This is a genomic window from Rhizobium sp. BK098, from assembly GCF_014193155.1.
In the GTDB taxonomy this organism is placed as follows: Bacteria; Pseudomonadota; Alphaproteobacteria; order Rhizobiales; family Rhizobiaceae; genus Rhizobium.
Genome location: NZ_JACHYY010000013.1, coordinates 19,895 through 46,683, shown reverse-complemented (window position 1 = coordinate 46,683; position 26,789 = coordinate 19,895). Strand labels below are relative to the sequence as shown.

Genomic DNA, 26,789 nt, shown 5'->3' with positions numbered 1-26,789 from the left:
GATATAGGTGACGAAGGATTCAGACTGGCTCACTGTTGTTCGTAACGGGCAAGAAAAAACCGCCGGTTTTGGCCGGCGGTTTTGATATCTCGCAAATCGAAGATTGCTTACAGCGTGCGGGTGATATGCTCGACGCGGAAGCACTCGATCGTGTCACCGGCGCGGATGTCTTCGTAGTTCTCGAAGGCCATGCCGCATTCCTGGCCGACATTGACCTCCGACACTTCGTCCTTGAAGCGCTTGAGGGTCTTGAGCTTGCCTTCGTGGATGACGACGTTGTCGCGCACCAGGCGGACGCCGACGCCACGCTCGACCTTGCCTTCGGTGACGCGGCAACCTGCGACCTTGCCGACCTTCGTGATGTTGAACACCTCGAGGATTTCGGCATTGCCGAGGAAGGTTTCGCGGCGCTCCGGAGAGAGCAGGCCCGACATCGCCGCCTTCACGTCATCCACCAGGTCGTAGATGATGTTGTAGTAGCGGATTTCGATGCCCTGACGCTCGGCGAACTGACGTGCCTGCGCGTTGGCGCGGACGTTGAAGCCGATGATCGCTGCATTGGAGGCTTCCGCCAGCGAGACGTCCGACTCGGTGATGCCGCCTGCGCCTGAATGGACGATGCGGGCACGAACTTCGTCGGTGCCGAGCTTGTCGAGAGCGCCGGCAATAGCTTCGATCGAGCCCTGCACGTCGCCCTTGATGACCAGCGGGAATTCCTTCACGCCGACCGTCTGAAGCTGGGTCATCATCTGCTCGAGCGAACCGCGCTGGCCGGACAGGCGGGCAGCCGCCTTGTCGCGGGTGAGGCGCTGGCGATATTCCGAGATCTCGCGGGCGCGGCTTTCGCTTTCGACGACGGCGAACTTGTCGCCGGCTTGCGGTGCGCCGGAAAGGCCGAGCAGTTCGACCGGCATGGCCGGGCCAGCTTCCTTCACATGCTCACCCTTGTCGTTGACGAGCGCACGAACGCGGCCCCACTGATCGCCGGCAACGACGATCTGGCCGGGACGCAACGTACCCTTCTGCACGAGCACGGTGGCGACGGAGCCGCGGCCGCGGTCGAGCTGGGCTTCGATGACGGTGCCTTCGGCCGTGCGGTTCGGATTGGCCTTGAGGTCAAGGATTTCCGCCTGCAGCAGGATGGCTTCGAGCAGCTTGTCGAGGTTGGTTCGGTTCTTCGCGGAGACTTCCACGTCGAGCACTTCACCGCCCATCGATTCGACGAAGACTTCGTGCTGCAGCAGTTCCGTGCGGACCTTCTGCGGGTTGGCTTCGTGCTTGTCGATCTTGTTGATCGCCACGATGATCGGAACACCCGCCGCCTTGGCGTGGTTGATCGATTCGATCGTCTGCGGCATCACGCTGTCGTCGGCTGCGACGACCAGGATTGCGATATCGGTTGCCTGGGCGCCGCGAGCACGCATCGCCGTGAAGGCGGCGTGGCCGGGGGTGTCGATGAAGGTGATCTTCTGACCGTTCTGCTCGACCTGATAGGCACCAATATGCTGGGTGATGCCACCGGCTTCGCCGGCGACCACGTTCGCATGACGGATGGCGTCAAGCATTGAGGTCTTGCCGTGGTCGACGTGGCCCATGATGGTAACGACGGGCGGACGGGAAACCAGTTCGCCTTCCTCGTCGGCAACGTTGAAGATGCCCTGTTCGACGTCGGATTCCGAAACGCGCTTGACCGTGTGGCCGAATTCGCCGGCAATGAGTTCGGCCAGATCGGCGTCGATGACGTCGCCCGGCTTCATCATCTGACCTTCCTTCATCAGGTACTTGATAACGTCGACGGCGCGTTCGGACATGCGCTGCGACAGTTCCTGAATGGTGATGGTCTCGGGCAGCACGACTTCACGCGAGATCTTCTCGCGCGTTTCCTGCATCTGGCTGCGGCGGAACTTTTCCTGGCGGCGGCGCATGGCCGAAAGTGAACGGCCGCGGGCATTGCCGTCTTCGTCGACATTGGCCGTCGTGACCGTCAACTTGCCGCGGCGGCGCTCGTCCTCGGTCTTCGGACGCGTGGTAACAGGCTTTGCCGGTTCCGGGCGTACGATTTTGCCGCGTGCCGGAGCGCCTCGGGGCGGGCCGCGATCGCTCTCTTCTTCATTGACGCGACGGCGGTTGGCCGGTGCCTCGCCAGCAGGAGCGCCAGGGCGTGCCGGCTGAGGAGCCGCATCCGGACGACGTGCAACGACGGGAGCCGCAGGCGCCTGGACTGCCGGCTTCGGCGCTTCCACCGGTGCGGGTGTCTCGACCTTGGCTTCGGCGGCGCGTGCGGCCTCTTCTGCGGCGCGGCGTGCAGCTTCAGCCTGTTCGGCGATGCGGCGCGCCTCTTCTTCCTGAGCGCGGCGTGCTTCTTCTTCGGCACGGCGCACGGCATCGGCAGCGTCGCGAACCTGGGCTTCGGCGAGCGCACGGCGGCGAGCATCCATTTCGCCGGCCGACAGATGGTTCAAGACCACCGGTCGCGACGAACGCTCCTGCTGCGGGCGCTGCTGACTACCCTGGTTGGGCTGTCCCGGCCGCTGTTGCTGGCCACCAGGCTGATGAATGCGCGGAGCCGGCTGCGGCGGGCGCGGCGGCTGCGGCGTCGGTTCGGCGACGCGCGTCACCGAGGGCGCGGCGGTCGTTACCGGCGTGATTGGCTTTTCGTCTTCAGGACGTAGCGGGCGGCGCTTACGGGTCTCAACCACGACCGCCTTGGTGCGACCGCGGCCCATGTCCTGGCGCACGGTGCCCTGGTTTACGCCTGATGGCTTCAGGGTGAGAGTCTTCTTACCTGAAACATTCAGCGTCTTGTCGTCTTGATTGTCGGTCATTCCGTTCCTGTTCCTTCGGACAGGGCACGGAAACGTCCGTCAGACCCTGTCGTTCAATGCATGTACCTTAATGAGGCGTCCGGCAAAGGCCGGTGACCGCGTCATTGTTTTCGCCGGCCAGCGCCGCCCGTTGCCCGGGACTGACCGCCGTTGCGGTACCGTTCGAGCAGGTTTGCGCGCTTCACTACACCCTCACCCGCCTGCCCTGCAAGCGCTGCGGCATGGATAAAAGCATTCTGGCCCATCAGTTCTTCCATCTCCGCTTCCGTAAAGACACGGAAGGAAGGTATTTCCTTTTCGGTTTCCATACCGAGATGCCAGGCTTTTCGTGCCTGGTCGATCTTGCGGACGCCATCGGCGGCGGCGGCGATCGCATGAAACACGGCAATTGCCGAGCCGTTGCGAACGGCGCCATCAACCTTCGATGAACCGCTGACGAACCGGCCCGCCTTGCGAGCCATGTGCATCATCCCGGCCAGTTGCGCCAAGAGAAGCCGGTCGACGACGGCACCGAGATCCGCCGGTGCCGTCACTTCCGCCTTCAAAGCGCGGGAAAACAGTTTCTTCGCCGCTGCCTTGTCCACCAGTGCCCGGTCTATCTTAACCCAGCAGCCGCGTCCCGGCAGTTGCCGCTTCAGATCGGGAACGACAGTTCCGTCCGGAGCGGCTACGAAGCGGATCAATTCGTCGGGTGATCCGCTTTCGCGTGTTACGATGCACATGCGGCCATTTGCGTCGTTACCGCCGAGATCATTGTCCTCGGTCGGTGCGCCAGGCCCCTCGGTGATCGTCATGCTTGTTGCTCGGTTTCGTCCTCCGCGACCTCTTCGGTCTCAGCGGCGAGATCGGCTTCGGTGATCCAGCCGGCCAGCAGGCGAGCCTGCACGACCATCTGTTCGGCTTCGACGCGCGAGACTTCAAGCTTGGAGAACAGGCCTTCGAACTTCTTCGTTTCGCCGTTCTTGCGTTCGCTCCAGCCGACGAGGTCGTCAGCGGCGCAGCCGGCGAAGTCCTCGATCGTCTTGATGCCATCCTCGCCGAGGGCGACCATCATCTGTGCGGTCATGCCGTTGATCTCTCGCAGTTCGTCGGAGACGCCCAGCGCCTTGCGCTTCTCGTCCATCTCGGCTTCGAGCTTCTCGAGATATTCGCGGGCACGGGTCTGGATTTCCTGCGCGGTATCTTCGTCAAAACCGTCGATCGAGGAGATTTCATCGAGATCTACGTAAGCCAGTTCCTCAACGGCGGCAAAGCCTTCCGAGGCCAGAACCTGGCCGACCATTTCGTCGACGTCGAGCGCATCCATGAACAGGTTCGTACGCTCGTTGAATTCCTTCTGGCGGCGTTCCGATTCCTCGGCTTCCGTCATGATGTCGATATCCCAGCCGGTCAGCTGCGATGCGAGGCGGACGTTCTGGCCACGGCGGCCGATGGCAAGCGAAAGCTGCTCGTCCGGCACCACGACTTCGATGCGCTCTGCATCTTCGTCGAGAACGACCTTGGCGACTTCGGCCGGCTGCAGCGCGTTGACGACGAAGTTCGCCGGCTCGCTGGACCAGGGAATGATGTCGATCTTTTCACCCTGCAGCTCACCGACGACGGCCTGAACGCGCGAACCGCGCATACCGACGCAGGCGCCGACCGGATCGATCGACGAGTCGTTCGAGATGACGGCGATCTTGGCGCGCGAACCAGGATCGCGGGCAACCGACTTCACCTGGATGATACCATCGTAGATTTCGGGCACTTCCATGGTGAAGAGCTTGACCATGAACTGCGGATGCGTGCGCGACAGGAATATCTGCGGGCCGCGCTGCTCGCGGCGGACGTCGTAGACATAGGCGCGGACGCGATCGCCGTAGCGGAAGTTTTCGCGCGGGATCATTTCGTCGCGGCGGATGATGCCCTCGCCACGGCCGAGATCGACGATGACGTTGCCGTATTCGACGCGCTTGACGGTGCCGTTGACGATTTCGCCGACACGATCCTTGAATTCGTCGAACTGGCGGTCACGCTCGGCTTCGCGCACCTTCTGCACGATGACCTGCTTGGCCGACTGGGCGGCGATGCGGCCGAAATCCATCGGCGGCAGCGGATCGGCGATGAAATCGCCGAGGGCTGCGTCCGGATTGCGGTCGCGGGCCAGTTCCAGCGGGATCTGCGTGGAATAGTCCTCGGCCTTCTCGACCACTTCGAGCAGACGCTGCAGGCGGATTTCACCCGTCTTCGGATTGATGTCGGCGCGGATATTCGACTCCGTGCCGTAACGCGAGCGCGCGGCCTTCTGGATCGCATCCGCCATTGCGGCAAGCACGATCTCGCGGTCGATGACCTTTTCGCGCGCCACTGCATCTGCGATCTGCAGAAGTTCTAGCCGGTTCGCACTGACTGCCATTGTTCTTAGTCTCCGTCTTCCTGCCTTCAGGTTTCCCGTTCCGTCAGGCGGTTCGTTGATCGGTTATTCTTCGTCGTCGTCCGCTTCGTTCTGGTTCGCTGCCTCGGCTTTCGCCAGCTTGTCGGCGCGCAGCGCGTCGCGGATGAGATCGTCCGTCAGGATCAGCTTGGCCTCGGCCAGCGTGCTGAACGGAATGGTTACCTTCTGTTCCTCGCCGCGGGTCGCCTCATCGCGTTCGATCGTGAAGCCATCGGCATCGACGGCGACGATCTTGCCGCGGAAACGCTTGCGGTTATCGACGAGGATCGACGTTTCGCACTTGACGATGTGGCCGATCCAGCGCTGGAAATCCGACTTTCGCACCATCGGGCGGTCGATGCCCGGCGAAGACACTTCGAGATGATACGCCTTATCGATGGGATCTTCCACATCTAGGACCGGAGAAATGGCCGTGGAGACCTCTTCGCAGTCCTGGACGGTCATGGTGCCGTCGTTGCGCTCGGTCATGACCTGCAGCGTCAGGCCGTTCAGATTGAGGAGACGCACGCGCACCAGACGGAAGCCCATGCCCACAAGGACGGGCTCGATGATGGCGGCGACGCGCTGATCAAGGCCGGTTTCGACGATCAACCTGGGTTCATTGGTATTGTCTGCGTTTGTCACGTCCGACAAGCATTCACTCCGCATTGTTCATGCATTGGGAGATCGCGCTAATAAAAAAGAGCGGGTCCTTGCGGCCCACTCTTCATCACACGATCAAGAATTTGATGCGGATATAAGCCTCTTTCCGGCAAATTGCAAGGCATTCGCGCCGAAAGCCTTTTCCGCGGCTATTTCAGCACGCCGAGCATGGAGCTATCGGGATAGCAGGTCGGCTTCATGCCGCTCTTCTCTTGCCATTGGCCGATCGAGCGCCGCGTTTTGTAGCCGGGCAGGCCGTCGGTACCGCCGACATCGTAGCCCTTGCGCTCTAGAGCCTTCTGCATGTTTGCGACGTCGGAGCGCAGCATCTTGCCGACATCGCCCCATTTTTCCTGGAAGGCCCCGGTGCCATTGGCGATGCGGTCGGCTAGATTGCCGATATAGAGGCCGTATAGGTCGGAATTGTTGTATTCCTTGATGACGTAGAAGTTCGGCGTGACGATGAATTCCGGCCCGTCGCGTCCGGCCGGCACCAGCATCATGCCGCTCGCCCGCATTTCGTCCGATAGAAATGACTTGCCGGAAACCCGCTGAATGCCGAGCGAGGCCCATTGCGAAATCGGCTTGGCGAGATCAGGCCCTTCCTGGGCGCAGGAGACGTTCTGCGGAATGGTGACTTCATAGCCCCAGACGCGGCCACGCTGCCAGCCCTTCTGAACCATATAGTTGGCGATGGATGCCAGCGTGTCCGGCACCGAAGTCCAGATGTTGCGGTGGCCATCGCCATCGAAATCGACGGCATATTTCAGATAGTTGGTCGGCATGAACTGCGGCTGGCCGAGCGCGCCGGCCCAGGAGCCCTTGAACTGATCGGGCGTAACGTCGCCATGTTCGAGGATGCGCAGTCCTGCGATCAGCTCGTTGCGGAACATGTCCTTGCGCGTCGACATAAAGGCTTTGGTTGCCAGCACCTGAACGGCGGAATTCGGCAGCTTGGCGATGCCGAAGCCGGTCTCTCGGCCCCAGATCGCCAGCAGGATCGGTCCCGGTACGCCGTAGGTCTTCTCGATCCGCCGCAGCACCGGCCCATATTGCGAGGCGAGGCCCCGCCCGGTTACGGCCAGTTTCTGCAGCCGTCCCTCATTGAAATAGGGGGCGGGAGAGGAGAATTCGGCCTGTGTCTGCGCTTGTTGCTTCGGTTTCGGGAAGCCCGGCGGCTCGAGATCCGGCAGATCCCAGTTCAGCGTCACCCCGGCGAAAGCGGCCAGGAAGGTTTTTTGCGAAATCCCGGCCTTTTGCGCTTCCGGCCAGAGATCCTTCTGGATCCAGACCTGAAACTGCGCTTCGACATCGGCTTTCGAGGCGGCGAGAGCGGGGAGGGGAAGGAGGGCGAGGAGGAGGACGAGCAGGTATCGAATATGCCGAAAGATACCCCCCTCTGTCCCTTGCGGGACAGCTCCCCCACAAGGGGGGAGATTGTTGGCCGCGCGCTTCACGCCATATCGATGGTCTGAAGTTTCTGCGGATACGATATTGGCTTGAGGCAGGTCGGTGCTACAGGCGACCAATCTCCCCCCTTGTGGGAGGGATGTCAGCGAAAGCTGACAGAGGGGGGTATGCACTCTCCTCATGCTCAATCCTTATGTCTTTGCGAAAATAATCGCCTCAAATCGCCGTCCGCGCCCTCAGCGCTGCCGCAAGCGTGCCCTCGTCAAGGTAATCGAGCTCGCCGCCGACGGGCACGCCATGGGCAAGGCGGGTGATCTTGACCTCGAGGCCATCCAGCTGGTCAGTTATATAGTGTGCTGTGGTTTGCCCTTCGACCGTCGCATTGACGGCGATGATGATCTCGCGGACACCGCCTTCGCCGACGCGGGCGATCAATCCGCGAATGTTGAGATCGTCAGGCCCGACACCGTCGAGGGGCGACAGGACACCGCCGAGAACATGATAGGCAGCGTTCATCGCGCCTGATCGTTCCAGAGCCCAGAGGTCGGAGACATCCTCTACGACGATGATAACGGACTGGTCGCGACGGTCGTCGGTGCAGACGGTGCAGGGATCGACGGTATCGACATTGCCGCAGCGCGAGCAGATCTTCACCTTGTCATAGGCATCGCCCATGGCATGGGACAGTGGCCCGAGCAGCTGGTCCTTCTTCTTGATGAGATGCAGCGCCGCGCGGCGCGCCGAGCGCGGCCCGAGGCCCGGCACTTTCGCCAGGAGCTGGATGAGTTTTTCGATTTCGGGGCCGGTGACTCGCTTTGCCATGGGAGGCTTTTAGCTCATAAGCTTCAAGAACGGAATCTCGGAAGGAACGGTTGACCGATGAAAATTCTGGCCGTTTGCCGTGGCGCCCCTGAAATGCTGCCGGGCAAGAAAGCGAAGACCGGCATCAACAAGCATGCCGTCAACGGTGCCGTCATGATCGACGAGCTGGGGCTGCTCGGTGATGCTATCTGCAATCGCAAGCATCACGGCGGCCGTGACCAGGCGGTTTATGTCGAAGGTTCGGTGACGCTGGACTGGTGGGCAAGCGAGCTTGGACGATCGATGGAGCCGGGTGCCTTCGGCGAAAATATCATCATCGAAGGCCTGGACAATCGCGAGATCGCCGTCGGCGATCAATTCATAGCCGGCGATCTTGTTCTGGAAGTGACCTCGGCGCGTATTCCCTGCTCCACCTTCGCAGCGAAGACGGACGATCCGCAATTCGTCAAGCGCTATATCCGGGCCGGACGGCCCGGCATCTATTGCCGCGTTCTTGCGGGCGGCACGGTGAGCGCTGACATGCCGGTCACCTATCTGCCTTATGCCGGCGCGAGAGTGACGATGCCGGAAATGATGGCGACCTTCGGCAGGCGATTGTCACCGGAGGATCGGGCGCGTTATCTGGCGGCGCCTATCCATTATAAGCTGCGGGCGTTCATCGAAAGCGACGCAGCGGCCTGAAATCACCGCATGGCAATCGCGACGGCCGCGCCTGCCATGGTGCCGGCGCTGGCCCGATTGGCGATGCGCACAGCCCGGCGGCTTTTGAGGAAGGTTCTGGCTTTGGCCGCCAGCATCGCCCAGGAGAGATCGATGATGACGAGCACCGCAAACATCGTCGCGACCAGCTCGGCCCAGCCCGAAACCGTCACGCCATGCAGATCGATGATCGAGGGCAGCAGCGCCACGTAAAAGACCATGATCTTCGGATTGCCCATGGTGACCGTGAAGCCGGCGAGGAAGAGTCGTATGGCCGATTGCTCCTCCGGCAACTCCTCTCCCGTCGTATCGGAGGAGGCAAACCACATCTTCCAGGCAAGATAGAGGAGATAGGCAACGCCAAGCCATTTGATGACCACGAAGGCGAGATGGAAGGTTTCGGCAATGGTCGCAAGTCCGGCAACGGCGCAGGTCAGCCAGATCGCTTCTCCGAGCCACATGCCGGAGAGGAAAGGCAGCACGTTGCGCGCGCCCTTCGTCAGCACGCGCGCCACGAGTGCCGCGATGTTCGGTCCCGGCGATCCCGCCGCAATGAACAGGGCACCGGCAAAAACAAGCAACGTCGACAGGCTCATCGCATTCCCTCCGGTCAGGCAGGCCAGACGATGTCTGGAAGAGGGGGCAGAGATAGCATTCCGGCGCGGCTTTTCCAAATGCCGGATTTATGTTCAGCCAAGCTCGGCGCGAAAACGCCCGAAGATTGCTTTGCCTTCCGGCCAGTCGCCCAGTCCGGAAGCCGCATTGATATGGCCGCGTGGCCCGACATCGACGAAGGTGCTGCCCCAGCTTTCGGCGCTATGGCGTGCGTGGTCGAAGGAGCCGAACGGATCGTCGGTGCTGGCTACCAGCAGAGACGGAAAGGGTAGTTGCTGCCGCGGCGGATTGGCAAAGCTCCCAGCCTCGGCAAGGTAGATTTCGCCAGTAGGGTCGGGCACAGCCACCAGGAACGCGCCAAGGATCGCCGTCTTCTTCACAGGCGCCCAATGGGCGATCAGCTGGCAGGCAAGGCTGTGCGCGATCAGGATCGGCGGCGTTTTAGAACGGGAGATTTCCCATTCGAGCGCGGCAATCCAATCCGAAAGTATCGGTCTGTCCCAGCTTGATGGCTGGAAGCGTCGCATAGCTGGATCGTCCCGTTCCCACAATGTCTGCCAGTGACCTTCGCCTGAGCCGCCAAGCCCCGGTAGCGTGATGATATCGCTCATCTCTATCCTTTCTCCATGGTCTCTCATGGAGAAAAGCTCGCATGCTGGGATACCGATTGACATTGCAATCCATCGGGTAAAACTTATCCCAACCGATGAATTGAAGGTGAGCAATGGAGACTATCGAAAGAGGACTGGATCCGACGGATCTGTCGATCATCGAAATCCTGCAGCAGGACGGACGAATCTCGGTATCGGAGCTCGGCCGTCGTGTCGGCCTGTCGCAGCCGGCGGCATCGGAGCGGCTGAAGCGGCTGGAGGAGCGTGGCGTGATTGCCGGCTACCGTGCCGTGGTCGATCCCGCCGCCGTCGGGCTCGGCATGCTGGCAGTCATCCGCCTGCGCACGACACACGAGCATATCCGGCCGTATCTGAAGCAGTTTTCGGAAATGCCCGAAATTATCGAGGTGTTGAGGCTGACGGGCGAAGATTGCTTCCTGCTCAAGGTTCTTGTGCCGACACCGTCAGACCTTGAAACCATCGTCGATTCCATCGCCCGCCATGGCGCGGTGACGACATCGCTGGTGTTGCGAAACGAACCGATAAAGGCGATCGGCCGCGATCTCATTCGCAAGGCGGCCGCACGCTGATGGGGAAGCGTGCCCGCTCAGAACGGCAACTTGAAACCGGGTGGGATCGGCAGGCCGGCGGTCAGTTCACGCGTCTTTTCAGCTGCGATCGCCTCAGCCTTTTCCTGGGCATCCTTATTGGCGGCAACGATCAGGTCTTCGAGGATCTCGACATCGTCTTCCTTGAAGAGCGAGGAGTCGATCTTGAGGCCGAGCATCAGACCCTTGCCGTTGACGGTAACGGTGACGAGGCCGCCGCCGGCCTTGCCTTCGACGCGAATGTCGGCGATCTCCGACTGCATCTTCTCCATCTTCGCCTGCATTTCCTTCACTTTGCCCATCATGCCCATGATGTCGCGCATCGTCTTTGGTCCTTCTTCTGCAAGTCTCTGTTTGAGCGGCAGGATATGTCGTCATGGTCGTCAACCGCTTCAAGTCGAAGCGGTTCCGCCTGCACCCATCCTAACCTTAGAATTCGATATCGTCGCCAGGGAGGATGTCGCCATCAATGGATTCGGCGATTGCCGGAGAAGCAGCGGCTTCATCCTCTTCGTCCATCTCGGGTGCTCGCACCCGCACATCGATGATCTTTGCGCCCGGAAATTGCGCCAGGATCGCCGCAACATCGGGGTCCTGCCGTGCATCGGCGACCCGTTGCTTCTGGGCGTTCGCCTCGGCCTCGACAAGCGTCGGCTGGCCTTCCTCGCGGCTGAGGCTGACGATCCAGTGGATGCCGGTCCATTCCTTCAGCTTGACGGCAAGCTCGTTCAGCAGCGTGCCCGGCGCGCCCGGCGTTAAGCTGACATCGAGTCTTCCCGGCTCCAGCTTGACGGGGCGCACGAATGTGCGCACCAGCGCCTTCAGCTTCGGATCGCGCTTCTGGCTCGCAAGTTCGGCAATGTCGGCCATCGAATTGACAGGCACCAGCGGCTTCGGCGCTTCGGCGGGCTTCGACTCGATACGGCCGACAGGTTGCGAATCCGGCTGCGTATTCGGCACGGAGCGCAGCATGGCGACCGGTGCGGAAGGTGTAGGTCGCGGCGCCGGCGTTTCGACCGCGCGGGCCACGGCGCTGCCCTGATAGGACACAGCGCCGCCACCATTGCCGCCGCTCGAAGAGGGCGAGGGACGAGTGCCGCCATTGCCATCAGAAAATTCGGCAAGCCTGCGTGCCGCATCTTCCGGCGCCGGCAGATGGGCCGCATGCGCAAGCCGAATCAGCACCATTTCGGCAGCGCCGGCGGTGCGAGAGGCATTCTCCGTCTCGGCAATGCCCTTGAGAAGCATCTGCCAGATGCGGGAAAGTGCGGTTACCGCAACCCCTTGCGCGAATTCCGCCGCTTTCGTGCGCTCGACTTCGCTGAGCGACGGATCGTCGGCGGCATCGGGCACATATTTGAGGCGGGTCACGAGATGGGTGAAATCGGCAAGGTCGGTCAGCACGACCACGGGATTGGCGCCCGCCTCGTACTGGCTGTTGAATTCGGCAAGGGCAGCCGAAACATCGCCTTTGACGACATGGCCGAAGAGATCGACGATGCGGGCGCGGTCGGCAAGGCCGAGCATGGTGCGCACGGCATCCGCGGCGACGAAGCCGCTGCCATGGGCGATCGCCTGATCGAGCAGCGACAGGCCGTCGCGCGCCGAACCTTCGGCGGCACGCGCGATCATGGCGAGCGCTTCCGGTTCCGCCTCGATGCCTTCCTTGCCGGCAATGGTGGTGAACAGCCCGACGAGGTCGGAAGCGCTGATGCGGCGCAGGTCGAAGCGCTGGCAGCGCGACAGTACCGTGATCGGAACTTTACGGATTTCCGTCGTGGCGAAGATGAACTTCACATGCTCGGGCGGCTCTTCGAGCGTCTTCAGGAGCCCGTTGAAGGCCGCCGTCGACAGCATGTGCACTTCGTCGATGATGTAGACCTTGTAGCGGGCCGAAACGGGCCGGTAGCGCACCTGCTCGATGATTTCCCGGATATCGTCGATACCGGTATGGGAGGCGGCGTCCATCTCGATGACGTCGACATGCCGGCCTTCCATGATCGCCTGGCAATGGTCGCCGGGTTCGCGCAGATCGATGGTCGGCCGATCGACCGCGGCGGTCTTGTAGTTGAGGGCGCGGGCAAGGATACGGGCGGTCGTCGTCTTGCCGACGCCACGCACGCCGGTCAGCATATAGGCCTGAGCGATACGGCCGGTCTCGAACGCGTTGGTCAGCGTACGGACCATCGGCTCCTGGCCGACCATCAGGTCCGTGAAGTCCTTGGGTCTGTATTTGCGGGCCAGCACCCGGTAACCGGTGCCGGTCGAAGCGGCATCTTTTGCTTGTCGCTCGGTGTCGCTCATCGCCCTGCTTGTTGCCCGGAAAGCCGGGTCTTGCTTTCGGAAAGGGTGGGAGGCTGGCACGAATGACCCGTGCCGGGCTCGTTAGGGCTGCTTCCTTCCGGACCTGACCCGGTTGGCGAGTGGCTCGTCCACCACCAACCTCCCGGATGCACATATCGGCAATATCGTCATCAAAAGCAAGCCAAGGTCAAAAAAAACTGCTAAACATTTGATAAAACAATGGAGGATACCCCTTTGAAGGAGTTTACGCTCGACGATCGTCTTGCGAATGACAGCGTTTCCGTCACCATAACTGGCCTTTGCGACGTCAGGCTGATGAAGGATCGCCGCTGGCCGTGGCTCGTGTTGATCCCGCGCCGGCCCGACAAATCGGAAGTTTTCGAGCTGACGCCCCTCGATCGGATCTTGCTGACCTTCGAAACGGATAAGGTCGCGAGCGTCCTGAAGACGGTGACGGGGGCAACAAAAATCAATGTCGGGGCACTTGGAAATATCGTCCGCCAGCTGCATGTTCATGTCATCGCGCGGTTCGAAGGTGATGCCAATTGGCCGGGTCCCGTCTGGGGCTATGGCAAGGCGGAACCCTATTCGGACGAAGACATGAACAGCCTCATAGCCAAGTTGCGGGAAACGCTTTCACAATGAGCCATTCCATCTTTTCCTCGGATGCCCCGCATCCGGAAGCCAGCAGTCTCACCGCTTTCGCGGAAAACCAGCTCAACCGGGATGCCGAGCATCGCGACGAGGAATCGATCAAGCAGGCGCTCGCCAAGGAAGGCACGCACATCCTGGCCTTCGCCCAGGACCGGCTGGTGCTGAAGCATGATGGCCAGGTGCTCGACCCTCTGTTTGCCCGCTACGAGTTGAAGGATCTCGATCCGAATTGGGACGATGCCGTTCTCCTCGGTTATCGCAAGAGTGGCGAGCCCCGCCTTGCTGTGCCCGTACGCGTCAATGCCGACGAGCTTGCCAGCCAATACAAGCCGGCTGACATGCGCTCGCTCTGGCGCGATCTTCTGCTGGAAGGCGAAATCCTGGGCGAAGCCGCGCAGGGCATGAGCCTTATCCGATGGAATGGCGACAACCGCTTCTGCGGCCGGTGTGGCTCGGTCATGGAAAGCAGGATCGGCGGCTACAAGCGGGTCTGCACCGCCTGCGAACACGTGATTTTCCCGCGCACGGATCCCGTGGTCATCATGCTTGGCATCGACGAGGAAAGGAATCGCTGCCTGCTCGGCCGCAGCCATCATTTTGCGCCGGGCATGTATTCCTGTCTCGCCGGTTTCGTCGAGCCGGGCGAAACAATCGAGAACGCGGTGCGCCGCGAAACGCTCGAGGAATCCGGTATTCATATCGGCCGTGTGCGCTATCACGCCTCGCAGCCCTGGCCGATGCCGCATTCCCTCATGATCGGCTGCTATGCCGAAGCCAAGTCGATGGAAATCCATATGGATGAGGCCGAACTCGAGGATTGCCGCTGGTTTACCCCGGAAGAGACGCTTGCCATGCTCGATCGCGTCTCTGCATCCGGCAATACCTCTCCGCCCAAGGGTGCCATCGCCCATCGCCTGATGCGCGACTGGGTGGAATGGAAGCGCTAGGACTATTCTGCCATGGCCCGCTCCGAACGCTTGTTGACGCTGTTGCAGACGCTGCGGCGCTATCGTCGTCCGGTGAGCGGCGCCGTTCTGGCGGAGGAAACCGGCGTCAGCCTGCGCACGCTCTATCGCGATATCGCCAGCCTGCAGTCGCAGGGTGCGATGATCGAGGGCGAGCCGGGCATCGGCTATGTCCTGAAGCCCGGCTTCATGCTGCCGCCGATGATGTTTTCCCAGGATGAGATCGAAGCGCTGGTGCTAGGGTCGAGATGGGTTGCGCGTGCAACCGACGCTCGTCTGGCGGCAGCCGGGACCGATGCGCTCGCAAAGATTGCCGCCGTGCTGCCCGCGGACCTCCGCGAGGCGGTCGACCAGGCGGCCGTGGTCGTCGGCACGCGCCGCATCACCGAAGACAAGGCCGATCTTTCCCTGATGCGCAAGGCGATCCAGACCGAGCGCATGGTGCAGCTGACTTATGGCGATGTGAACGGCGCCATCTCGACCCGGCGCATCTGGCCCTTCGCGCTCGGCTATTTCGACAATTCCCGCATCATCATGGCCTGGTGCGAACTACGCCAGGATTTCCGCCATTTCCGCGCCGATCGCATCGTCGATTTCGCGGTGCTCGAGGCGCGCTACCCACGCCGCCGCGTCGCTCTGGCAAGAGAATGGCAGGCGCGCGAGGGCCTGGCCCATAATTGATCTTCGGGGCGCAATGCTACTGCCAGAAACTGTCAGTAGGCTTGGCTATGATCGGCACCATCCAAGCAGGAAGGAGGACCGATCATGGCAGGCAACGTTTCCATCATTTCGCAACATGTGCATCGCGGCGACATTGAGGTGCTCAAAGGCAAGCATCAGTCATGGCCCGATCGTCTCTCTGAGGTCGCCCTCGGCTATTTCAGCCGCCGCTGGAATCGCCTCGATATTGAGGAAGTGCCTGATTCCGTGAAGCGGGATCTTGGCTTTCTCGACGGCTGTGAGCCGTATCGAGAGGAAGATCGGATGCGCTGAGGCAATCGACGCGACCTTCGCGGTAACGACCTGCGCATAATCAAAGATCCGAGCGCAAGACGCTGATCCGAATAGCGCAACGCGTTTTGGAACCGCATCTCCGCACGCCTTCAACCACGCAATGACACAGTCACTCCCGGCGAACTTTGCTCCGTTCGCCGGTTCCTATCCGCATGCCCTTAAATTCACCCAAACGAGAGGACCAACCACATGACCAGCCCGAACCTCATCATTTTCTATGTCAAGGATCCCAGCGAAAGTACGCCGTTCTACCGCGATCTCTTCGGCCGTGAGCCGGCATTCGCGTCGCCGAACTTCGTAGCCTTCGCGCTCGACAATGGCCTAAGTCTCGGTCTCTGGCGCCGCAGCAGCGTCGAGCCACAGCCCTCCGCCATCGGCAATCGCGGCGAACTGGGCTTCATGGTCGAAGGCACCGGGGCGGTTGAGCAGCATTACAGGGATTGGAAGGCACGCGGCCTGCCGATCGCACAGGAGCTGACGACCATGGATTTCGGCCCGACCTTCGTCGTGCTCGATCCCGATGGCCATCGCCTTCGGGTTTGTGAGCCGGATAAGTAAATCCTTAACCAGCTTGCCCCTCACCCTGACCTTCTCCCCGGTCGCGGGGGAAGGTGGCCGACAGGCCGGATGAGGGGCTAGCGGCGACCTCCGCAGGCTGTTTCATCAAAGTGGCTTGCCAGGGAGTCACGCCAATCGTCCGGGTTGACTCTCATTGCCGACGCAAAAGACACTGATCGATAGATAAAGAGTCACGCGAGGATCAATTGCTCCATCATATTTCGTTCGGTGTCTCCGATATCGAGAAAGCCGCCGCATTCTACGACGCAGCATTCGCACCGCTCGCCTATGTCAGGGTTTGGGAAGACTTGACCGCCGGCGATCCCGACCAGGCGATCGGATACGGCCCGGCGGGCGGTGGCGACAAGTTCGCCATCAAATTGCGTGGCAAGAAAGCTCGGGCACCCGGCTCCGGTTTTCATTTGGCCTTTGCCGCGCCAAACCGGGAAGCCGTCCTCTCATTTTACGAGGCTGCACTCGCTCACGGTGGCACGGACAACGGGCCGCCAGGTCTCCGGCCGCATTACGGCCCGGATTATTTCGCGGCCTTCGTCATTGATCCGGATGGGCATCGAATCGAGGTCGTAACCAAGGCGTCGCCATAACCGCCTGCTTAAAGATCGCCCCGCGTCGGGTGTCCCTTATAGACGCCGAGAATGCGGACCTTTTCGGAGAAGAAGCGCAGTTCTTCCAGCGCGCGGCGCACATGCGCATCGGCGGGATGGCCCTCGATATCGGCATAGAATTGCGTTGCGACAAAACGGCCGCCGAGCTGATAGCTCTCAAGCTTCGTCATGTTGATGCCGTTGGTGGCAAAGCCGCCGAGCGCCTTGTAGAGGGCGGCGGGAATGTTGCGGACGTTGAAGACGAAAGTGGTGACGATCTTTTCGTCCGCCGAACCGCGTGCCGCCCAGTCTTCGTCGCGCGACAGGATGACGAAACGCGTCATGTTGTTTTCGGTGTCTTCGACATTCTCGGCGATGATCTCCAGCCCGTAGAGATCGGCCGCAAGCCGCGGCGCCAGTGCCGCCATGCTGCGGTCGCCGGTTTCCTTGATCAGCTTGGCAGCCCCCGCCGTATCGCCGGCAATGACCGGTTTCCAGCCATTGGCGCGCACGATGTTGCGGCATTGTCCAAGCGCGTGGATATGGCTGTGTACCGTGCGGATCTCTTCCTTCTTGACGCCGGGCAGCACCATCAGCTGGAAGCGGATCGGCATGAAATATTCGCCGACGATATGCAGGCGTGATTCCGGCAGCAGATGATGGATGTCGGCGACGCGGCCGGCGATCGTGTTTTCGATCGGGATCATGCCGAGATCGGCGTCGCCGTTCTCGATGGCGGTGAGGGCATCCTCGAAGGTCTGGCAGGGCAGCGGTTCCATGGTCGGGAACATGTCACGGCTGGCCATATCGGAATTGGCGCCGTACTCGCCCTGGAAGGAGATCTTGTTGGTCTTGGTAATCATGGGACTGCCCTTGGGGGAATGCCGTCAATGAGAAGCGGCGGAGAGGATGCGTCTGGCCTTTTCGAGGTCGGCGGGAGTATCGACACCGAGCGGGATCGTGTCAACGATCTCGACATCGATGCGCATGCCGGCTTCCAGCGCCCGCAGCTGTTCCAGTGATTCGCGCAGTTCGAGCGGCGATGGGCCGAGGCTCACGAATTTCGCGAGTGCAGCGCGGCGGTAAGCATAGAGACCGATATGGTGATAGAGCGGCCCCTTGCCGTAGGGCGCAGTTGCACGCGTGAAGTAGAGCGCGCGCAGGCGATTTTCGGAAATCGGCGAGCCGATGACCTTGACGACGCTCGGCAGGGTCTTTTCCTCCTCGTCCTTGATCTCGACAGTCAGTGTGGCGATGTCGACGGCCGGATTTTCCAGCGGGCGCAGCGAGGCGCGGATGGTCTCGGGATCGATCGTCGGCAGGTCGCCCTGCACATTGACGATGATTTCGGCCCGGCCCTGCGGATCGACGGCCTGCAGCGCCTCGTAGATGCGGTCCGAGCCCGATTGATGATCCTTGCCGGTCATCACGACATCAAAGCCGGCATTGGCGACTGCGGCATAGGTATCCTCATGGTCGACGGCGACGACGATGCGACCGATCGCCGCCTCGCGCGCGCGCTTGGCAACCTGTACGATCATCGGCAGACCGCAAATATCCGCGAGCGGCTTGCCCGGCAAGCGCGTGGAGGCCATGCGGGCGGGAATGAGGACCAGCGTCTTGTCTAAATTTGAATCAGTCATTGTTGGGCCTTCTATTCCCGAGGGAAAAGTGTCAAAACGTCTCATGGTGGAGACCGTTTACAGAGTTGCAAGAAACAGCCAAAAGACATAGGTTTCGCGCGAATTCAAGATGGGCCAGCGGAGGATGCTGGCGGCGAGGGGAGCATAGCAGATGAATTCATCCTACGTGAACATGGGTGTCGGGGCGCTTTTGGCCACGCTGTTCGTGTTGAAGTCCGTGTCGCTCGCGTCAGGATTTATTTTCCATTCAGAGGCGCCGGAAAAGCCCGGTTTTGCCATCGTCGCGACCGAGGAACCGGCTGCGGGCGGTGACAAGGGCGCGGCTGCCAAGCCGGATACGCCGATCGCTCAGCTCCTTCAGAAGGCCGATGCCAAGGTCGGCGAAACGATCTTCAAGAAGTGTCAGGCCTGTCATTCCGGAGAAAAGGGTGGTCCGAACAAGGTTGGCCCCGATCTCTGGGGTATTGTCGACCGCCCGGTCGCCGAGCACGAAGGCTTCGCCTATTCGTCCGGCATGAAGGATTTTTCCAAGGGCGGTACGGAAAAGTGGACCTATGACCACCTCTATCATTTCCTGGCCGCGCCGAAGAAATTCGTCGCCGGAACGGCAATGGGGTTTGCCGGCCTGCCGAAGGAAGAGGATCGCGCCAACGTGATCGCCTATCTGCGCACGCTCGCCGATACCCAGGTGCCGCTGCCGGACCCGAACGCACCGGCCGCCACGAACTGAGGCAATTACCGGATCGATTGAAAAACGCGGCCGTCAGGCCGCGTTTTTGTGTTGCTCGCTCAGATTGAATGCCGGCGGGATTGCGTCCGCTGATCGAGGTCGAACACCTTCAACCCGTCCTCGGCGCTCGGCGGCATGCGCCAATCCTCGGCGACCAGCGCCTTACGGGCATCGCGCAAGCCGGCCTCCCAATGCTCGTGCATGGACAGTGCCGAAAACTCGTAATCCTTCGAATGCGACCGGAACTGCTTGTTGCGGTAGATCAGGTGGATGATGGTGACGCCGTAATCGGAGCAATGCTGCTCCAGCTTCTTGATCTCCGGATCGGCTTTGGCCTCTTCGGGAAGGCGGGCATAGAGCTCCGATATTGCGCGCCGCAGACGATGGCGTTCCAGAAAGAGATCTGTGTTGAGCCGTGTGCGGCTTGAATAGGTGATGTCCTTGCGCCGCTCCTCGACCTCTTCCAGATCCTGCGGCAGCGGGCCGACGGCGCTGAAGAGATCGACCTGAAAGACGACAGTGTCGATCGCGGCGCCATTGCGCAGCACGTAGGTCAGGGGCGTGTTCGAGACCAGGCCACCGTCCCAGTAGTGCTCGTTGCCGATCTTGACCGCTGGAAAGCCCGGCGGCAAAGCGCCGCTCGCCATCACATGCTCGGGTCCGATCTTGATCTCCTTGTTGTCGAAAAAGGCAAAATTGCCGGTGCGCACATTGACGGCGCCGAGGCTCAAACGCACCGGGCCGTGGTTGATTCGGTCGAAATCGACGTGATCGAGCAGCGTCTGGCGCAATTGCCCCGTATCGTAGATGCTGGTCGCGCCCGCCGAGCCGCGCGTCTGGAACCAGGTTGGAAGCTGCCACGGGGAAAAGAAGCCGGGCACGCCGAAGGTCGATACCCACCAGCTGCTGACCGAGCGATAGAAAGGGTTGGTCTCGCGCCGATCTTCCATCAGTAGATCGACGGGGAGATGCACGGTCACCTTGTTCCAAAAGGAGCTCAGCGCCTTGAGCCGCTCGCCGGGCACGTTGCCGGCCATGATCGAGGCATTGATCGCGCCGATCGAGATGCCGGCGATCCAGTCCGGCTCGATATTCTGTTCTCTCAGCGCCTGGAAGGCACCCGCCTGATAGGAGCCGAGCGCGCCACCGCCTTGGAGCACGAAGACCTTCTGCGCATAGGCTGACGCGGGATTGGTGAGCTGAGCTGCAATATTCATGTGCCATCCTTTGCTGCGCTCCGGGTGGGAAGGCCGGGATGCGCAAAATATATGACCATTTTCCTGCCTGCTTCTCCGAAAGCGGAGAGATGCCGTTACGATCGGCGGGTTTTTGCCTCGGTTATCCGAGCAGATAGGCCCAGAGCGATACCGAGAATGCGCCGAGCGCTGTCGTCAAGGTAATCGTCGAGGCCGCGAGACTGTGGCCCACGCCGAAGCGATTGGCAATCAGCCAGGCGTTCACACCTGTAGGAACAGCGGCCGTGAGGACGAGTGCGGCTCGCCATTCCGGGCTCAGGCCGAGAAGAAGTCCGGCAGCCAGCACGCAGGCCGGCAGCAGAAAAAGCTTGAAGGCGGCAATGACGCTGGTGACGCCGAGATTGCCCGACAGCCCATATTGACGCAGCGCCATTCCCAGCGAGATCAGCGCAGCCGGGCCGGCGATGTTGGCAATGTTGTCGACGACCGTGCCAAGCGTTGCGGGAATGGGAAGGTCGGTCAGGTGGACGATGAGACCGCAGAAAAGCCCGATGACGAGCGGATTGCGCAGGAGATTGCTGCCGACCTGACGCAGCAACTCGCCGGTGCTGCGACCGGCGCCGGCATTCTCCTTGCGCTCGGCCTGCTCCATCAGCAGCGTGCCTGCGATCATCATCGTTGGAAGATGCACGGCGATCAGGATCGACATCGCCATGACGCCGTCAGGCCCCACCGTGCGCCCGACCAGCGGCAGACCGATGAAGATCGTATTGGCAAAAGCCGAGGAAACACCGGCGAGCACACCGATGCGCGCATCGCGCCCGAAGAGCCGTGTCGCGACGATATGGCCAGCAGTCCAGGTGATGGCGACGCCGGAGAAATAGGCGATCCACAATCGAAACGGCGAAGCACCGCGAAAATCCGCTTCGGCGATGGTCCGGAACAGCAGGAGCGGCACCGCGACCTTAAAGACGAACTCGCTCATGGCCTCACCGACATCGGTTTTCAGCAACCCCGTGCGCACGATGACCCAGCCGACGAGAATGAGCAGGAAGACGGGAAGAACATCTGTGAGGATTTCGGACACGCGGGTATGAAGCTCGTGATTTCGAGGAATTGGACCCGAAACTTGTAGCAGCTTGCCCGGGGCTGGAAACCCGCAAAACAAAAAAAGCGGGCTTGGCCCGCTCTTGTCGATCTCGACCCGGTGGGGAGGTCCCCCCGGTGCACATGCCGCCAGTTCATCCGTGGTCGGCCCGCGTACCGGTGAGGCGGAAGGCATCATTCCTTCCCAAACTGGCTCGGAAGTCTTTCGAGCTTCCCATCCCAGTCGCGTGATAAGCATTTAAAGATAGAAAGTGACAGGCAAATGACTGATTGCAATCAAGTTGGCCGCGTTGGCGCGGATTTTTCTTTAAAACTTCAGAAAAACCGATAATACCGGATACCGGCTATCACCAGGATCCGGGACCCTCCTATAGATGACTCGCTTCGATGTACTGACCGTCGGCAATGCTATCGTCGACATTATCGCCCGTTGCGACGATCAGTTTCTGATCGAAAACAACATCACCAAAGCCGCGATGAACCTCATAGACGCCGAGCGCGCCGAGCTTCTCTATTCGCGCATGGGCCCGGCTCTGGAAGCCTCCGGCGGAAGCGCCGGTAACACGGCGGCCGGTGTCGCGAATTTCGGCGGCAAGGCTGCCTATTTCGGCAAGGTAGCCGAAGACCAACTCGGCCAGATCTTCGCCCATGATATCCGCGCCCAAGGCGTTCATTACGAAACCAGGGCGAAGGGCACCTTCCCGCCTACCGCCCGTTCGATGATCTTCGTCACCGAGGATGGCGAGCGCTCCATGAACACCTATCTCGGTGCCTGCGTCGAGCTGGGTCCCGAAGATGTCGAGGAAGACGTCGTTGCCGATGCAAAGGTAACCTATTTCGAGGGCTATCTCTGGGATCCGCCACGCGCCAAGGAAGCGATCCGCGAGTGCGCCCGCATTGCTCATGCCAATGGCCGGGAAATGTCGATGACGCTCTCCGACAGCTTCTGCGTCGGCCGCTACCGCCACGAGTTCCTCGACCTCATGCGCTCCGGCACCGTCGATATCGTCTTCGCCAATCGTGACGAAGCCCTCTCGCTCTACGAGACCGACGACTTTGAAAAGGCGCTGACTCTGATCGCGGCCGATTGCAAGATCGCCGCCGTGACGACGGGCAAGGATGGCGCCGTCGTCGTGCGCGGCGATGAGCGCTATGTCGTCGATGCCCATCCGATCGAGGAGCGTGTCGACACGACCGGTGCAGGCGATCTTTTCGCTGCGGGCTTCCTCTTCGGCTACACGCAAGGTCGCGGTTTGGAAGACTGCGCCAAGCTCGGCAATCTCGCGGCTGCCATCGTCATCGAGCAGATCGGCCCGCGGCCGATGCGGTCGCTGTCGGAAGCCGCCAAGGAATTCGGGCTTATCTGACGAAGTTTATCTCTATCAGCAGATCATCGAAGCCGCCTTCGGCAGATCGCAGGGGCGGCTTTGCTATAAAGTGCCGAAGCAAGCTTATCACCGAAAGAGCGTTACGGTTCCCGCCTCATAGAGGATGAGGATGCCCAGCGCGATCAGCACGAAGGGCACGACCCTGTGTCCATGTCGCCTGATCGGTGCGCCGAGCTTCGGATGATTGACGAGAGAATGTGCTGCACCCAGCCAGACTGCCGTCAGCACCGCGAAGATGCAGCCGATGGCCAAAACCTCATAGGCCGAGCGCGTCGCAAAGAGAGGCGTATAGACGCTGATATTGTCACCGCCATTGGCGATCGTGACCAATGCGACCGCCACGATGTTTCCATGTCCTGCCGAGGCCTTGGCGTGATCTTCCGGATTATCGCCGGCCTCCCTGCCGTTCCAGAGCTCCCATAGCCTGCTGAGGCCGAAATAGATCGGCGCAAGGCCGAGCAGGCCGATATAGGCTGCGGGAATGACGAGAACGAGCAATGAGGCGATGACGCTGACGCCGTAAAGAACGCCAATACCGAGATATTGGCCTATGATGATCTGCCTCAATCGGAACTTCGGATCGGCAAAGAAGCCGAGGAGAACGAAAATATCGTCTATGTTCGTCGATGTGAACGTGGCGATTGCAACGCCAAGAACGCCGAGCACATACGCCAAGGTAACCGGTCTCCGTTTCTCATACCGGATACATCATTGTGCCGGAAAGTCGTACTATCGCTTATGTGTGAAAAGCCAAGGAGTACGTTACTTGAAGGCCTCGCCGGGGTACGCGCCCCAGATTTCCGATTGTGCCACCCAGCCTTCGGTGCCGTCGGCGGTAACGAGGCACCAGTCGCCCGTGCATTCCTTGACACTCATCATCACGCCGGGCTGAAGCTTGGCTATGACGGCGGCGGATGGCTGGGATTCGCGGCGCATGTTGACGAAGACGGCCTTGCCTTTGCCCTTCATCCAGGGGGCGGCGATCGCCGAGCGCTGGCCCGACAGCAGCGACTGGTTGACCCAGCCCTCCGTGCCGTCGGCATCGCGTACGCGCCGCCAATTATCGTATTCCTGAATGATTTCGACCGGCAGGCCCTGCTTGAGATAGAGCCATGACACGGCGTAATCCGCGCTCGGCCCGATGCGCAGGTTGACCCGCTTCGACTTCAGCGTGACGAAGCGCGGCAGCGGCAAGCCGCTCGGCCCCTTGGCGGCCTGGGCGACGGCAAGATCGGCCGACACAGCGGCCATCATCAGGCCGATTGCGAAAATGGCGCAGGACTTCAAGACATTGCCACGCATGGGAGTTCCGTTCGTTCGTCATGACAAAGGCGCCATTCCGGCGACCTTTCGCTCCGGTGAGCGGCAAATCCTCGGATCGCGTCAGCGAGTTTTGTTTGTCTTCGCCTGCGGGTCTGGTAGAAATGCCCGGAACGGGAAAATTATCCTGCTTCTTGGTTAAGAACATCTGAACAAGGCATCGCCGCTCGCCATGACGACGAAGAAAAAACCGAAGGTCTACGTCACGCGCAAACTGCCTGACGCGGTGGAGACGCGCATGCGCGAACTCTTCGATGCCGAGCTCAACATAGATGATCGCCCACGCACCAAGGACGAATTGATAGAGGCCGTCCGCTCGGTCGATGTGCTGGTGCCGACTGTCACCGACCGCATCGATGCTGGGATCATCGAAGAAGCCGGCCCGCAGATGAAGCTGATCGCCAGCTTCTCCAACGGCACGGATCACATCGATGTCGAGGCCGCCGCCCGCCGCGGCATCACCGTCACCAATACGCCGAATGTGCTGACCGAAGACACCGCCGACATGACCATGGCGCTCATCCTCGCTGTGCCGCGGCGACTGGCGGAAGGTGCGCGCGTGCTGACCGACAACCCCGGCGAATGGGCCGGATGGTCGCCCACCTGGATGCTCGGCCGCCGCATCCACGGCAAGCGCATCGGCATCGTCGGCATGGGGCGGATCGGCACCGCCGTTGCTCGTCGCGCCAAGGCTTTTGGCCTTTCGATCCACTATCACAATCGCAAGCGCGTCAATCCGGCGACCGAGGACGAGCTGGAGGCAACCTATTGGGACAGCCTCGACCAGATGCTTGCCCGCGTCGATATCGTCTCGGTCAATTGCCCGTCGACACCTGCGACTTACCATCTGATTTCTGCCCGCCGCCTGGCGCTGCTGCAGCCGACGAGCTACATCGTCAACACGGCGCGCGGCGATGTTATCGACGAAGCGGCGCTGATCAAGATCCTGCGCGAGGGCAAGATCGCCGGCGCCGGCCTCGACGTGTTCGAGAACGAACCGGCCGTCAATCCGAAGTTGGTGAAGCTCGCCAATGAGGGCAAGGTGGTGATCCTGCCGCATATGAGTTCGGCCACGCTCGAGGGCCGAATCGACATGGGCGACAAAGTCATCATCAACATCCGCACCTTCATCGACGGCCATCGCCCGCCCAATCGCGTGCTGCCCTTTCGATGACGGAAGCATGCTGATTCGCCCGCTGAAACGGGGCTGAATACCCCGCTGCAAATTTGATCTCATTTCCCTCTCGCCGGTCACGTGCATGTCACAAAGCCGGCCCAGAGGTGACCACAAACACAAATCAGGAAGGGCGGAAATCATGGCGCGCGCGTTGCCGCATGAGCGGATTCAATATGTGGTCGAGGGCGGCTTCAAGCTGTCGGGAGAGATCGAACCGAGCGGCAACAAGAACGCCGCATTGCCGATTATCGCCGCATCGCTTCTGACCGATCAGCGGGTCGAGCTCAGCAACGTGCCGCGCATCCGCGACGTCGAGGCGCTGGTGGAGCTAATCCAATCAGTCGGTGCGAAAGTACGTTGGCTCGGTCGCAACGAGCTTGAAATCGAAGCCCGCGAGCTTCGCCCCGCCAATCTCGATCCCGATCTTTGCGCCCGTATCCGTGCCTCCATCCTGCTTGCCGGACCGATGCTGGCGCGCTGTGGCGAGATCACTCTGCCGCCGCCCGGTGGAGACGTCATCGGCCGCAGGCGCGTCGACACGCATTTTCTGGCGCTGGAACAGCTCGGCGCGAGGATCGAGGTCAATAGCGTCTACAGCTTCCGCACCGAAGGGCTGCGTGGCGCCGATGTCTTTCTCGATGAGCCGTCGGTGACGGCGACGGAAAATGCGCTTTGCGCTGCCGTGTTCGCCGAGGGGACGACGATCCTGCGCAATTGCGCTTCCGAACCGCACGTGCAGGATCTTGCGCGGTTCCTGATTGCCATGGGCGCGCGCATCGAAGGCGTCGGCACCAATATGATGACCATTCATGGTGGCCAGCGGCTCGGCGGTGCGTCGCATCGCATCGGCCCCGACCACAATGAGGTGGGCTCGCTGATCGGCCTTGCCGCCGTTACCGGCTCGGAAATCACCATCCGCCGCGCTGGCGTCGAGCATCTGCGCTCCACCCTCATGACCTTCGAGCGTCTCGGCATCCGCTGCCAGATCGACCGCGATGATCTCATCATCCGCTCCGGCCAGGAGATGAAGATCCAGCCTGATTTCGGCGGCCATATTCCGAAGATCGAAGATCAGCCCTGGCCGGCGTTTCCCGCCGATACGATGTCGATCGCCATCGTCACCGCCTCGCAATGCGATGGCGTCGTGCTGATGTTCGAAAAGATGTTCGAAAGCCGCATGTTCTTCGTCGACAAGCTGATCGCCATGGGCGCCCGCATCGTGCTGTGCGATCCGCATCGCGCCATCGTTGCCGGGCCTTCCAAGCTGCGTGCCGCCCAGCTCGAAAGCCCTGACATTCGCGCCGGCATGGCGATGCTGATCGCGGCGATGTGTGCCGAGGGCACCAGCGTCATCAACAATGCCCAACAGATCGAGCGCGGCTATGAGCGCATCGAGGAGCGGCTGAATGCCATGGGTGCGCGCATTACACGCATTCCGCCGCGCGAAGCCTAACGACGCGGC

The 26,789-nt window shown here is 61.3% G+C and carries 28 protein-coding genes and 1 other RNA gene; 12 read left to right on the top strand and 17 right to left on the bottom strand.

Annotated features, from left to right (window positions below; all coding sequences use genetic code 11):
- Nucleotides 1-107 precede the first annotated feature (107 nt).
- The 6 genes from infB to recR all read right to left on the bottom strand — a co-directional run bounded on the left by infB (nucleotide 108) and on the right by recR (nucleotide 8,133).
- The gene (infB, locus tag FHT73_RS25535) at nucleotides 108-2,825 is read right to left on the bottom strand and encodes a translation initiation factor IF-2 (protein WP_183715707.1); all 2,718 of its coding nucleotides are present in this window, start codon (nucleotides 2,823-2,825) and stop codon (nucleotides 108-110) included.
- Between the two features lie 101 nt (nucleotides 2,826-2,926).
- Complete coding sequence (locus FHT73_RS25530; RefSeq protein WP_183715705.1) at nucleotides 2,927-3,619, bottom strand: RNA-binding protein; 693 nt, start codon at nucleotides 3,617-3,619, stop codon at nucleotides 2,927-2,929.
- Nucleotides 3,616-5,220 (bottom strand): transcription termination factor NusA, encoded by a 1,605-nt coding sequence (gene nusA / locus FHT73_RS25525; protein ID WP_015338278.1) that lies wholly within the window; start codon nucleotides 5,218-5,220, stop codon nucleotides 3,616-3,618. Before nusA ends, FHT73_RS25530 begins: the two co-directional genes overlap by 4 nt.
- 63 nt (nucleotides 5,221-5,283) lie before the next feature.
- Nucleotides 5,284-5,892: a ribosome maturation factor RimP gene (gene rimP / locus FHT73_RS25520; RefSeq protein ID WP_112609805.1), complete on the bottom strand. Its 609-nt coding sequence runs from the start codon at nucleotides 5,890-5,892 to the stop codon at nucleotides 5,284-5,286.
- 158 nt (nucleotides 5,893-6,050) lie between these two features.
- Nucleotides 6,051-7,292: a lytic murein transglycosylase gene (locus FHT73_RS25515; protein WP_183715793.1), complete on the bottom strand. Its 1,242-nt coding sequence runs from the start codon at nucleotides 7,290-7,292 to the stop codon at nucleotides 6,051-6,053.
- Nucleotides 7,293-7,527: 235 nt separating this feature from the next.
- Entirely contained in the window at nucleotides 7,528-8,133 is a 606-nt protein-coding gene (gene recR, locus FHT73_RS25510) for a recombination mediator RecR (protein ID WP_112338892.1), read from the bottom strand.
- Nucleotides 8,134-8,190: 57 nt separating this feature from the next.
- On the opposite strand from recR, the gene FHT73_RS25505 reads away from it, so the two are divergent.
- Nucleotides 8,191-8,814: an MOSC domain-containing protein gene (locus FHT73_RS25505; RefSeq protein ID WP_183715703.1), complete on the top strand. Its 624-nt coding sequence runs from the start codon at nucleotides 8,191-8,193 to the stop codon at nucleotides 8,812-8,814.
- A gap of 2 nt (nucleotides 8,815-8,816) precedes the next feature.
- Here the strand turns inward: FHT73_RS25505 and FHT73_RS25500 are convergent, their stop codons facing one another.
- Together FHT73_RS25500 and FHT73_RS25495 are read right to left on the bottom strand one after the other, a co-directional pair.
- On the bottom strand, nucleotides 8,817-9,428 hold the full coding sequence (locus FHT73_RS25500) for a LysE family translocator (protein ID WP_112609811.1): 612 nt from the start codon (nucleotides 9,426-9,428) through the stop codon (nucleotides 8,817-8,819).
- A gap of 93 nt (nucleotides 9,429-9,521) precedes the next feature.
- Nucleotides 9,522-10,058: an alpha/beta hydrolase gene (locus FHT73_RS25495; RefSeq protein ID WP_183715701.1), complete on the bottom strand. Its 537-nt coding sequence runs from the start codon at nucleotides 10,056-10,058 to the stop codon at nucleotides 9,522-9,524.
- Between the two features lie 113 nt (nucleotides 10,059-10,171).
- Here FHT73_RS25495 and FHT73_RS25490 point away from each other — a divergent pair, with 113 nt between their 5' ends.
- Nucleotides 10,172-10,648: an Lrp/AsnC family transcriptional regulator gene (locus FHT73_RS25490; RefSeq protein WP_183715699.1), complete on the top strand. Its 477-nt coding sequence runs from the start codon at nucleotides 10,172-10,174 to the stop codon at nucleotides 10,646-10,648.
- A gap of 17 nt (nucleotides 10,649-10,665) precedes the next feature.
- Here the strand turns inward: FHT73_RS25490 and FHT73_RS25485 are convergent, their stop codons facing one another.
- The 3 genes from FHT73_RS25485 to ffs form a co-directional block, all read right to left on the bottom strand.
- Nucleotides 10,666-10,989: a YbaB/EbfC family nucleoid-associated protein gene (locus FHT73_RS25485; protein WP_112609817.1), complete on the bottom strand. Its 324-nt coding sequence runs from the start codon at nucleotides 10,987-10,989 to the stop codon at nucleotides 10,666-10,668.
- 106 nt (nucleotides 10,990-11,095) lie between these two features.
- Nucleotides 11,096-12,970: a DNA polymerase III subunit gamma/tau gene (locus FHT73_RS25480; protein ID WP_183715697.1), complete on the bottom strand. Its 1,875-nt coding sequence runs from the start codon at nucleotides 12,968-12,970 to the stop codon at nucleotides 11,096-11,098.
- A 45-nt stretch (nucleotides 12,971-13,015) separates the two neighbouring features.
- Nucleotides 13,016-13,113, bottom strand: an RNA gene (ffs, locus tag FHT73_RS25475) — signal recognition particle sRNA small type.
- Between the two features lie 91 nt (nucleotides 13,114-13,204).
- Here ffs and FHT73_RS25470 point away from each other — a divergent pair.
- The 6 genes from FHT73_RS25470 (at nucleotide 13,205) to FHT73_RS25445 (ending at nucleotide 16,766) form a co-directional block, all read left to right on the top strand.
- Nucleotides 13,205-13,615 (top strand): HIT family protein, encoded by a 411-nt coding sequence (locus tag FHT73_RS25470; protein WP_081598397.1) that lies wholly within the window; start codon nucleotides 13,205-13,207, stop codon nucleotides 13,613-13,615.
- The gene (nudC, locus tag FHT73_RS25465; RefSeq protein WP_112338898.1) at nucleotides 13,612-14,571 is read left to right on the top strand and encodes an NAD(+) diphosphatase; all 960 of its coding nucleotides are present in this window, start codon (nucleotides 13,612-13,614) and stop codon (nucleotides 14,569-14,571) included. Before FHT73_RS25470 ends, nudC begins: the two co-directional genes overlap by 4 nt.
- Before the next feature lie 12 nt (nucleotides 14,572-14,583).
- Entirely contained in the window at nucleotides 14,584-15,270 is a 687-nt protein-coding gene (locus tag FHT73_RS25460) for a YafY family protein (RefSeq protein WP_112338899.1), read from the top strand.
- 84 nt (nucleotides 15,271-15,354) lie between these two features.
- Nucleotides 15,355-15,582, top strand: a complete 228-nt coding sequence (locus FHT73_RS25455; protein ID WP_210290483.1) for a hypothetical protein — start codon at nucleotides 15,355-15,357, stop codon at nucleotides 15,580-15,582.
- A gap of 210 nt (nucleotides 15,583-15,792) precedes the next feature.
- Complete coding sequence (locus tag FHT73_RS25450; protein ID WP_112338900.1) at nucleotides 15,793-16,161, top strand: VOC family protein; 369 nt, start codon at nucleotides 15,793-15,795, stop codon at nucleotides 16,159-16,161.
- A gap of 206 nt (nucleotides 16,162-16,367) precedes the next feature.
- Nucleotides 16,368-16,766: a VOC family protein gene (locus FHT73_RS25445; protein ID WP_183715695.1), complete on the top strand. Its 399-nt coding sequence runs from the start codon at nucleotides 16,368-16,370 to the stop codon at nucleotides 16,764-16,766.
- 8 nt (nucleotides 16,767-16,774) lie between these two features.
- On the opposite strand, the gene FHT73_RS25440 is transcribed toward FHT73_RS25445, so the two are convergent.
- Both FHT73_RS25440 and FHT73_RS25435 read right to left on the bottom strand, forming a co-directional pair.
- Nucleotides 16,775-17,629 carry a prephenate dehydratase gene (locus FHT73_RS25440; protein ID WP_183715693.1) on the bottom strand — a complete coding sequence of 285 codons (855 nt, stop codon included), beginning with the start codon at nucleotides 17,627-17,629 and terminating at the stop codon, nucleotides 16,775-16,777.
- Nucleotides 17,630-17,653: 24 nt separating this feature from the next.
- Complete coding sequence (locus FHT73_RS25435) at nucleotides 17,654-18,409, bottom strand: 3-deoxy-manno-octulosonate cytidylyltransferase (protein WP_183715691.1); 756 nt, start codon at nucleotides 18,407-18,409, stop codon at nucleotides 17,654-17,656.
- Between the two features lie 151 nt (nucleotides 18,410-18,560).
- Here FHT73_RS25435 and FHT73_RS25430 point away from each other — a divergent pair, with 151 nt between their 5' ends.
- Complete coding sequence (locus tag FHT73_RS25430) at nucleotides 18,561-19,139, top strand: cytochrome c family protein (protein WP_112400332.1); 579 nt, start codon at nucleotides 18,561-18,563, stop codon at nucleotides 19,137-19,139.
- A gap of 59 nt (nucleotides 19,140-19,198) precedes the next feature.
- Here FHT73_RS25430 and FHT73_RS25425 read toward each other — a convergent pair whose 3' ends face one another.
- Together FHT73_RS25425 and FHT73_RS25420 are read right to left on the bottom strand one after the other, a co-directional pair.
- On the bottom strand, nucleotides 19,199-20,356 hold the full coding sequence (locus FHT73_RS25425; RefSeq protein ID WP_183715689.1) for a patatin-like phospholipase family protein: 1,158 nt from the start codon (nucleotides 20,354-20,356) through the stop codon (nucleotides 19,199-19,201).
- Between the two features lie 121 nt (nucleotides 20,357-20,477).
- Complete coding sequence (locus tag FHT73_RS25420; protein WP_183715687.1) at nucleotides 20,478-21,422, bottom strand: AEC family transporter; 945 nt, start codon at nucleotides 21,420-21,422, stop codon at nucleotides 20,478-20,480.
- A 394-nt stretch (nucleotides 21,423-21,816) separates the two neighbouring features.
- Between FHT73_RS25420 and FHT73_RS25415 the strand changes: the two genes are divergently transcribed.
- The gene (locus FHT73_RS25415) at nucleotides 21,817-22,809 is read left to right on the top strand and encodes an adenosine kinase (protein WP_183715685.1); all 993 of its coding nucleotides are present in this window, start codon (nucleotides 21,817-21,819) and stop codon (nucleotides 22,807-22,809) included.
- A gap of 87 nt (nucleotides 22,810-22,896) precedes the next feature.
- Here the strand turns inward: FHT73_RS25415 and FHT73_RS25410 are convergent, their stop codons facing one another.
- Both FHT73_RS25410 and FHT73_RS25405 read right to left on the bottom strand, forming a co-directional pair.
- Nucleotides 22,897-23,496: a cadmium resistance transporter gene (locus tag FHT73_RS25410; RefSeq protein ID WP_348648162.1), complete on the bottom strand. Its 600-nt coding sequence runs from the start codon at nucleotides 23,494-23,496 to the stop codon at nucleotides 22,897-22,899.
- Between the two features lie 96 nt (nucleotides 23,497-23,592).
- On the bottom strand, nucleotides 23,593-24,132 hold the full coding sequence (locus FHT73_RS25405) for an SH3 domain-containing protein (RefSeq protein WP_132721710.1): 540 nt from the start codon (nucleotides 24,130-24,132) through the stop codon (nucleotides 23,593-23,595).
- 190 nt (nucleotides 24,133-24,322) lie between these two features.
- On the opposite strand from FHT73_RS25405, the gene FHT73_RS25400 reads away from it, so the two are divergent.
- Together FHT73_RS25400 and murA are read left to right on the top strand one after the other, a co-directional pair.
- Nucleotides 24,323-25,324 (top strand): D-glycerate dehydrogenase, encoded by a 1,002-nt coding sequence (locus tag FHT73_RS25400; protein WP_183715681.1) that lies wholly within the window; start codon nucleotides 24,323-24,325, stop codon nucleotides 25,322-25,324.
- A gap of 142 nt (nucleotides 25,325-25,466) precedes the next feature.
- Nucleotides 25,467-26,780: a UDP-N-acetylglucosamine 1-carboxyvinyltransferase gene (gene murA, locus FHT73_RS25395; protein ID WP_183715679.1), complete on the top strand. Its 1,314-nt coding sequence runs from the start codon at nucleotides 25,467-25,469 to the stop codon at nucleotides 26,778-26,780.
- Nucleotides 26,781-26,789 lie beyond the last annotated feature (9 nt).